The following is a 9,168-nucleotide window of genomic DNA, read 5'->3' on the forward strand; positions in this document are numbered from 1 at the left end:
AGCCGTGAACTACTTGGTGAACTTCGCCGACTTGTCGTCGGACTGAGTCTTGAACATGGAGTTCAGATCAACGCCCTGCTGCTTCATCTGAGCCTTGTAGGCATCGTAGATGTCCTGCTTGACCTTGACGCTCTCTGCAAGGTGGTTTGCCTCGAGGTCAGCAACGTACTGATCCCATTCGTTATCGACACCACCCTTGGTGACCCACTGTGCGAACTTCGCCATCGCGTTCTGGTTGATACCGGTCGCATTACGAGAGAGGATATCTGCCTGCTCATCAGTGGTCGGCATGTTTCCATACAGCACATCAGAGTTCAGGTCGATATTGGACCAATCTTTGTTGTAGACAGCGTCCACGGGGAAGACCTCGGTGTGCTCTGCAGGCAGCTTCAGCTTCCATTCGCTGTTGATCCACACGGGAGCGCGGTCAGCAAGCGAGTTGGTGAACTGCCAGTCACCGGCATTCTTACTCTTATCAGCCGGCTCGAGAACCGTGTAGGTACCATCAGCTCCCTTTTCGACACACTCGCCGAATGAACCGTAGGTTGCCTGAATACCAATCTCAGGTGTGTAGAAGGAATCCAGCAGCTTAAGTGTTGCTTCCTTATTTGCAGGCTCAGCCTTTGCAACGATCTGGTTTGCACCATAGGCCATTGAGTCGCCGCCCCATGCCCACACAACCGGAGTCGTCTGCCCATCCTTCGCCTTCAGGGACGGAATGGTGATGTACTGCTTGCCCAGCTCAGAACCGAAGAGATCTGAGGGGGTCCACATCCAGGACATACCAACCGTTGCGGTCTTTCCATCACCCTTTGCATGACCGGTGTAGGTGGACCAGTCGTGGGTGAATGCGTCCTGAGCAATCAGGCCTTCTGACCACAGCTCGTTCATGAACTTCACGAAGTCCTTGTAGCGCTCATCGGTCAGGTAGTTCTTCACGGTGCCCTTATCGGCGTACATTCCCAAGCTGGAGTCAGAGCTCAGGGTAATGCCTACGGAGCTCAAGAAGAGGTTGGGGTTGAAGCCTTCGAATCCATTGGTTCCGGGCTTGTTGAAGTCCAGGGGAATCTCATCAGCAACACCGTTGCCATTGGGGTCTTGGGTCTTGAATGCCTTGAGCACGGTCTTGAGTTCATCCCACGTGGTGGGAACTGCCAGGCCCAGCTTGTCCAGCCATGCCTTGTTAATGAACATGTGGCTACCGGTATTGGCCGAGAGAGGAACGGTGGAACGACCCACGCCGAGGATCTGGTTCTTGGTGTTGGTAGAAACGATCCGCGAGTAGGGTTCTGCATCGAACATCTTCTTCACGTTCGGCAGGTTGCCCAGTTCAGGAGTGAGGTCCATGAACAGCGAGCCAAATTCTGCCATATCGCTTGAATCAAAGCCCGCAATGGTCAGGTCGGCAACATCGCCGGCTGCCAGAGCGGCACTCTTTTGCTGATCCCACGAGGATGCCGCGGTCTCCAGCCACTTGATGCTGCATCCACATGCAGTTTCAAGGTCCTTCGTCCACTTCAGGTCACTCATGGGTTTGGTGCGCGCGTCCTTAACGATCTGGACGGTCACGACGGGGCGGCCATCCGATGCGGTGTTGTCGGATGATGAGCCTTTGGAGCATGCGCTCAACGCCAATGCGGCAACCAGTGCGCTTGCCAGTACGGGCGCCACATGTGAATGTTTCATCATTGGAGATAATCCTTCCTTAGATTATCGTTCGCTTGCTGTGAAGCTATGCAGCTATGCACTCTCAGAGAGCCGATCCACAATGACCAGTTCCTTCTGACAGATATGACTGTAACAATGAAAGCAAGTCTTGCGCAAGCCTTTCATGCCTTTACGTAAATAACGATTTCATATACACTTAGGGCATTCAGGTAACTCCCATCCAATTTAACGGTGGAATACGGAGACAATAGTGAAAACACTTGCAGACGTTGCCGCTGAAGTCGGCGTCAGTCAAGCCACAGTTTCAAGAGTCCTCAACGGAAAACCAGGCGTTTCCGATGACACTCGCCAGGCCGTGCTCAATACTGCGAAAAGTATGGGGATTACGAACACCGTTGGTCGTAATCAACCCCGGCACGTAGCTGTCATTACCCCAAACCTGGTCAATCCCGTTTTCGCATCTTTACTCACGGCAATAAGTACTCAACTGACGGCACGCAATATTTTGCCTTTCTTGTGCACCTACACATCTGGCGGCACCAGCGAGGAAACCTTGCTGTCAATGGTGCTTTCGGAACAGATTGATGGTGCGATTTTCCTTTCCGGTCAGTACGACTCCAAGGGCAACGACTATTCGATCTATCAGCGCCTTGCTGAACATCGAATTCCAATGGTTTTCATCAATGCGGGCGATCCCGACTTACCGGGTTACTTCATTCGCACCGACGATCGCCTAGCAACGGAAATGGCTCTTCAACACCTGGTCAATCAGGGGCATACGCGCATCGGTTTGCTTCTGGGCAATCCAAACCACTACCCCAGTATCACGAAGTACAACTCTGCCCTTGATTTTGCGAACCGTACGGGGCTCGACCTCAAGCCGGAGTACGTGGAATGGGCTCCTTACGGCTTGGGCACCGCACAGGCCGCAACAGCGCGCCTGATTGATGCGGGAGTGAGCGCAATCGTGTGCGCCAGCGATGAACTGGCCTTGAGCGCTTTCAAGTCACTGACACTCCAGGGCCTACAGGTTCCCGATGACATTTCCATCGTCGGCTACGACGACTCCAGCTACCTCGGCTACATTTCTCCGGGCCTGACAACCATTCGTCAGCCGGTCGACACCCTGAGTAGCGGTGCCGTCTCCGCGCTGGCAAGCCTGATTGAGAGCCCACAAAACGCCAAGGAGCACGTTGAGCTTCTCTTCGATCCCGAGTTAGTTGTTCGCGGCACCACGGCGATCTGCAAGGATCTTCTTCCCAGCGCCCTCTAGTCCCTTCCCGAGGCCGCGCGCCCAGCAAGCGGACACGATCCTCTTCCGTTTTCCTTACCCCAGAAAAGGTGTGTGGCCCAAGCCAAAAGGCTTGGGCCACACACTCGACAGCTAAAAGCTCAGGCTCCCGTCACATCGTCAGGGCGAGACTCCGCGTAGCGCGCAAGTTCCTCCTCAACAATGGCCTCGTCAAGCTTTTGGAAGACCGGGGTCGGCTTCTCAATCGGAGTGCCAACGACGATATCGTGACGCTCCCAAGTGGGAACATTCGTGTAGTCACCGGTAATGACCGGGTATCCTGTACGGCCTTCGAAGTCTGCGGGAAGAACCTCGGGGTCCAGCTCCTCAACTTCCTTGATGTAGGGCATGGGAGCGATCTCGCCACTGCCACCCATCACGCGGTCCACATCATTTGCGGCATGAGGCAAGAAGGGTGAAAGCATGAGGTTCAAATCGGCCACGGCCTGCGCCAGCGTCCAGAGCACGGTCGCCAAGCGCTCGCGTTCTTCGGGGGCCTTGAGCTTGAAGGGCTCGGTATCCGCGACGTACTTGTTGGCCTCGCCAACCAAACGCATTGCAGCGGCAAGAGCGGCCTTCTGGCGGTGGTGACGGATCAGGTCTCCGACCTCGTCAAAGCCCGCAGCGATGGCATCCAGCAAGGCGCGATCGATTTCTTGGAGCTCTCCCGGCGCGGGGATTTCGCCGAACTTCTTGTGGATCATCGAGGCGGTGCGATTGACCAGGTTGCCCCAGCCTGCCACCAGCTCGCCGTTCGTACGACGCACGAATTCTGCCCAGGTGAAGTCCGCATCGGAGGACTCGGGGCCAGCCGCAGAAATGAAGTAGCGCAGTGCATCAGCCTGGTAGCGGCTGAGCATGTCACGCACATAGATCACAATGCCGTGCGAAGACGAGAACTTCTTGCCCTCCATGGTGAGGAACTCTGAAGAGACAACCTCGGTGGGCAGGTTGAGCACGCCAAGATCACCGGGCTGACCGCCCTTAGATCCCTGACCGTTGTAACCCAGCAGTTCGGCGGGCCAGATCTGCGAGTGAAAGACGATGTTGTCCTTACCCATGAAGTAGTAGGTCAGGGCTTCGGGATCATTCCACCACTGGCGCCACGCTTCGGGATCCCCCGTGCGGCGCGCCCATTCAATGGAAGCGCTCAGGTAACCAATAACCGCGTCAAACCACACGTACAGGCGCTTACCGGGTTGGTCTTCCCAACCGGGAACCGGGATACCCCAGTCGATATCGCGTGTCATTGCACGCGGGCGGATGTCCTCAAGGAAGTTCTTCGAGAACTTGATGACGTTGGGGCGCCATGTGCCCGAGCGATCGCGGTCATCCAGCCACGCGGAAAGCGCGTCAGCAAGTGCGGGAAGATCCAGGAAGTAATGCGTGGACTCCACGAATTCGGGGGTTTCACCGTTGATTCGGGAATGAGGATTGATCAGATCTGTGGGATCAAGCTGGTTACCACAGTTATCGCACTGGTCACCGCGAGCGCCTTCGGCACCACAAATCGGACAGGTGCCTTCGATGTAGCGGTCGGGAAGAGTACGTCCGGTCGAAGGCGAGATTGCCGCGCGGGTGACCTGTTCGATCATGTAACCGTTATCGCGGACGGTTCGGAACATGTCTTGGACGACGCGATAGTGATTTCCAGCGGTCGTACGTGTGAAAAGATCGTAGGACAGTCCCAGTTGAACCAGGTCTTCGACGATGAGCCGGTTGTTCTGGTCGGCCAGCTCTCGCGCGCTCATTCCGGCGCCATCGGCGGCAACCAGAATGGGGGTTCCGTGTTCATCGGTTCCGGAGACCATCAGCACGTCGTGCCCGGCCATTCGCATGTAGCGAGAGAAAACATCGGAGGGAACTCCGAAACCGGCAACGTGACCAATGTGGCGAGGGCCGTTGGCATAGGGCCATGCAACGGCAGACAAAATACGACTCATGGTCCCCTAGTCTAGTGCCTATTGGCGTTCCAGTCGTCCCTGCCCTATTCTCGAAGCAGACACTGCTCATACTTTGGGAGGATCTAATGCCCCGCGCGCTCATCATTGTTGATGTTCAACCCACTTTTTGCGAGGGTGGTGCCCTTCCTGTTGAAGGTGGGAATGCCTGCGCTCAGCGCGTCGCTGATTTCGTTGCCGCTCACGCAGCGGATTACGACTGCATCGTAACCTCGCAGGATTGGCATATTGATCCGGGGACGCATTTCTCTGATCACCCCGACTTCGTCGACACCTGGCCTCCTCATGGCGTTGCAGGTACTGCCGAGGCCGAGCTGCACCCAGCCCTTGCTGACCTCCATGCGGATGTCACCATTCACAAGGGCATGTACGAGGCCGCGTATTCTGCCTTCGATGGTGAGGATGTAGCAACGAAACGCCCCTTGCTTGAGCTCCTTCGCGACAAAGGCATTGATTCGCTGGATGTCGTTGGCCTTGCTCAGTCCCACTGTGTATGCGAAACGGCGCTGGACGGCATGAAGGACGGTTTTAAAGTGCGAGTCTTCACCGACCTCACTGAGCCCGTCAGCCCCGAGTTGGGTGAGCTCGCGGCCCATCGCATGGCCGAGGCCGGAGTTGAGTTGGTCCCCTCTCAGGACTGATTCGCGTCTACTCCCCTACATCGCGCCCGCTACCCTGATTAGCGCCGTTCGCTTATTCGCACTGCTCGCTTATACGCACTTCTCCCCTAGTTCGTGCGCATTTCTCAGTTCGCGCGTGCGAGTGCTGCCCGGTATAGCTCGTTCTTGCGTAGCCCTGTGGCCTCGGCAACCTCGGCAGCGGCATCCTTTAAACGCATGCCTTCTGCTGCCAAGACGAGCACGGCCTCGACATGGTCATCAGCATTGCCCTGCGCATGTCCGGGCGCAATCACCAGGGTGATCTCACCAAGAACTTCACCTTCTGTAGCCTCAACCAGCTCTGCAAGGCTCCCACGAATCACCTCTTCGTAGGTTTTCGTCAGCTCCCGGCACAGCGCGGCTTGGCGATCGGCGCCAAAGACCTCAGCCATGAGAATCAGGGTCTCATGGACGCGTTTGGGCGATTCAAAAAAGATCAGGGTGTGAGGATCTTGCGCAAGAGCCTTCAAATAGCGCGTTGCCTCGCCTGTTTTACGCGGAAGGAAGCCCTCGAAAGCAAAACGATCGGAAGGAAGCCCAGACAGTGCCAGCGCGGTTACGGGAGCCGAGGGGCCCGGCAGGACACTGACGTGAACGCCGGCTGCCGTGGCCTCGTGAACTAGGCGGAAGCCGGGGTCGGAAACGGTGGGCATTCCCGCATCGGAGACCATGACGACGCGCGCACCCGCCCGCGCCTGCTCGACGACTGCCGAGGCCTTGGCGGACTCATTGTGGTCGTGGAGGCTGATGAGCTTGGCGCTCAGTCGGATTCCCATTCTCGAGGCCAAGGCAAGGAGGCGACGCGTATCTTCTGCGGCAATAATGTCCGCCTGCTCGAGTGCGGGTGCTAGGCGCGCGGAAACATCGCGCACATCGCCAATTGGGGTGGCCGCAAGAAGGATCGACGCGGGGGCCTGAATGTAATCCTGGTCTTCACTCACGCGTCAATCGTCGCACCTTTGGGTGTGCTACTCCAGTTGAGCAGGGGCCTCGGTAAACTGATCGGGTGGACGACAAGACTCTTTCCGATTCAGATATTCCCGAAGACCCCACCTTGGGTCCAAACCAGGCTTCCCCGGCTGCTTGCTCCGAGCCTCTTCCCGAGGCCGAAGAAGGCGAAGCTAGCCCTTCAGCAGAGGTGGACAAGACCTCGGCAGAGGGCGAAGAGCTCGACCTGACCCCAGAGGGCGAAGATGCGGATGCCACTTCTGAAGGAACGGGGCGTGAATGGAAGCCCGTCCCCATTCCCAAGTGGGCACGTTTCCCAATGTCTGCGCAAGCAGGGTGGATCGCAACTCTTGTCACCACGCTTTTGGCAGCGCTCATTAGGCTTCCTGGTCTTGGAACAATTAAGACTCTGGTCTTTGATGAGACCTACTACGTTAAAGACGCTTACTCTCTAATGACTCTGGGCTATGAGGGAAGCTGGGCGAAGGATAACGACCCGATGTTCATCTCGGGTGATTACTCAGGGCTTTCGACCAATGGTGGTTACGTCGTTCACCCATCGGTTGGAAAGTGGCTGATCAGCCTGGGAATGCGCGTCTTCGGAGCAACCAATCCGGTCGGCTGGCGCATCAGCGCAGCCATCGCAGGAATTATTCTTGTCTTCCTCACCGCACGAATCGCACAGCATTTGTTCCGTTCCCCCGCTATCACAGCACTTGCAGGATTCTTTATGGCAACAGATGGCATCGCGATCGTTCTCTCGCGAACCGGCCTCTTGGATATATTCCTGGCGATGTTTGCCGCTGCCGCTTTCCTTGCCGTCCTGAAAGATCAGGAGATTTCGCACCCACGTTTGATCGAAAAACTTTCCCAATGGAAGCCGGACCCCGATAACCCCTCTCGAATCGGCCCCCATGCGGGTGCACGTTGGTGGCTATTGGTCGCGGGTATCTTGTGTGGCCTTGCGATGTCGGTCAAATGGTCGGGTCTCTACGCGCTGGCTGTCTTAGGGCTATTTGTCGCTTTCCGCGACTGGATGACACGCCGTCGTTTTGGGCACCCACGCGCGTTCTACGCAACCCTGATCAACGACACCTCCGTTGCATTCTTGGCCATGGTTCCGCCCGCAGTCATCACCTATGTCGCCTCATGGTTCGGCTGGTTTAGGCACTGGAACGCGTACGGTCACAAAACCCATGGCTTTATTGGGGCATTCCACGACCTGTGGGACTACCACGTAGGAATGCTGAAGTTCCACACGGGTCTAACCACTCCGCACACCTATCAGGCTCATCCCGCGCAGTGGTTTGTTCAGGCTCGCCCGACGTCCTTCGCATGGAACAAAATCGCGGATGCAAGCTGCGATAAGTCGGATTGCGTCAACGCTGTTGTCGCACTAGGGAATCCGCTTCTGTGGTGGTTTGCAGCCATCGCATTCTTCATCGTCTTGTTCGTGACGCTGCGGGACCGCAACTGGAGGACTGGTTTTGTTGTCTGCGGATACTTAGCGATGTACTTCCCTTGGTATCTGAACGCAAACCGAACGATCTTTAATTTCTACACGATTGCTTTCGTACCATTTGTCTGCCTGAGTGCGGCATGGGTGATTGGACTGATGCTGGATCAAACTCGCTGCGAAGTAAATCCCGACCGCATGTATGACTCTCAACCCCTTGAAGAGGGTGACTACAGGTGGATGGGCGCTAATGTCGTGACACGTCAAAGGTTTGCCATTGGCGCTGTGATCATTGTTCTGCTCATTACAGCTGTCTCGATCTTCTTCATGCCCCTGTGGCGAGGAGATCTCATCTCGTACAACTTCTGGCACATTCACATGTGGCTCCCGACTTGGATCTAAAGTGAACTGCCATTCGCAGTAAAACTCATGTGCCCGCGAACATCCGTTCGCGGGCACTACTTTTACATAGCGAAGAAAGACTGTGCCGATTGCGTCGCGAAGAGACACAATGTGCACGCAGTCTAAGTGAGACATAGTGACGCAGAGCCAAATAATAAGTAGATCCCCAAAAACTAAGTGCGCACAGTAAAAGTGAATTGATAACCGCCCACGGGTTTACAACCTGAATAGTCAGATATCCCTAATAAAGGCCTCTAACACCAGTGAAAACAGAAGAGGGGCCAAGCCCCACTAGTTACTCGAAACTTCGCTGAGAAGAGCATCTAGAACTTCATACGAATACAACAAAAGGCAGACACGAAAGCAAGCAAATTGAGCCTGTGTCTGCCGGGCTCGTTGCGGCTCAAAGGCGTGGGTTGTTTGTGTGTGTTGTGCGGGTGGGTGTAGGTAAAAAAGAGGGGGGTTTGGAACAGTGTTCCAAACCCCCCTCTTGAAGAGTGTTGTGGCGGTGTCCTACTCTCCCACACCCTCCCAGGTGCAGTACCATCGGCGCTTGCGGGCTTAGCTTCCAGGTTCGGAATGGAGGCTGGGCGTTTCCCCGCGGCTATGACCACCACAAGATGGTTCAACCAGTATTCACTTTGTCCCCCGTTGTTGTTTTGGGGGTTGTGTTGGTTGTGATCCGCATAGTGGCGACGAGCACTCTATGGTGTCTGTCAACCAGTGTGGTTGAAGTGTTTGTTAGTGTCGGCCCATTAGTACCAGTCGGCTCACGAGCACCTC

6 protein-coding genes and 1 rRNA gene are annotated in these 9,168 nt (G+C 56.0%); 3 read left to right on the forward strand and 4 right to left on the reverse strand.

The features are described 5' to 3' along the window. Positions 1-9: 9 nt before the first annotated feature. Positions 10-1,689, reverse strand: coding sequence for an extracellular solute-binding protein (locus tag HGAS_RS08280; RefSeq protein WP_019127334.1), 1,680 nt, complete (start codon positions 1,687-1,689; stop codon positions 10-12). Positions 1,690-1,918: 229 nt separating this feature from the next. On the opposite strand from HGAS_RS08280, the gene HGAS_RS08285 reads away from it, so the two are divergent. Then, on the forward strand, positions 1,919-2,941 hold the full coding sequence (locus HGAS_RS08285) for a LacI family DNA-binding transcriptional regulator (protein WP_019127335.1): 1,023 nt from the start codon (positions 1,919-1,921) through the stop codon (positions 2,939-2,941). Positions 2,942-3,060: 119 nt separating this feature from the next. On the opposite strand, the gene metG is transcribed toward HGAS_RS08285, so the two are convergent. Beyond that, positions 3,061-4,902 carry a methionine--tRNA ligase gene (gene metG, locus HGAS_RS08290; RefSeq protein WP_019127336.1) on the reverse strand — a complete coding sequence of 614 codons (1,842 nt, stop codon included), beginning with the start codon at positions 4,900-4,902 and terminating at the stop codon, positions 3,061-3,063. Between the two features lie 86 nt (positions 4,903-4,988). On the opposite strand from metG, the gene HGAS_RS08295 reads away from it, so the two are divergent. Continuing rightward, on the forward strand, positions 4,989-5,561 hold the full coding sequence (locus tag HGAS_RS08295) for an isochorismatase family protein (RefSeq protein ID WP_019127337.1): 573 nt from the start codon (positions 4,989-4,991) through the stop codon (positions 5,559-5,561). Positions 5,562-5,665: 104 nt separating this feature from the next. Here HGAS_RS08295 and rsmI read toward each other — a convergent pair whose 3' ends face one another. Further along, entirely contained in the window at positions 5,666-6,520 is an 855-nt protein-coding gene (gene rsmI / locus HGAS_RS08300; RefSeq protein WP_019127338.1) for a 16S rRNA (cytidine(1402)-2'-O)-methyltransferase, read from the reverse strand. Between the two features lie 65 nt (positions 6,521-6,585). On the opposite strand from rsmI, the gene HGAS_RS08305 reads away from it, so the two are divergent. Continuing rightward, positions 6,586-8,385 carry a dolichyl-phosphate-mannose--protein mannosyltransferase gene (locus HGAS_RS08305; RefSeq protein ID WP_019127339.1) on the forward strand — a complete coding sequence of 600 codons (1,800 nt, stop codon included), beginning with the start codon at positions 6,586-6,588 and terminating at the stop codon, positions 8,383-8,385. Positions 8,386-8,885: 500 nt separating this feature from the next. On the opposite strand, the gene rrf is transcribed toward HGAS_RS08305, so the two are convergent. Next, a 5S ribosomal RNA gene (rrf, locus tag HGAS_RS08310) occupies positions 8,886-9,003 on the reverse strand. Between the last annotated feature and the right edge of the window lie 165 nt (positions 9,004-9,168).

The sequence above is a fragment of the Actinomyces sp. ph3 genome, from assembly GCF_000308055.1.
Taxonomy (GTDB): domain Bacteria; phylum Actinomycetota; class Actinomycetes; order Actinomycetales; family Actinomycetaceae; genus Pauljensenia.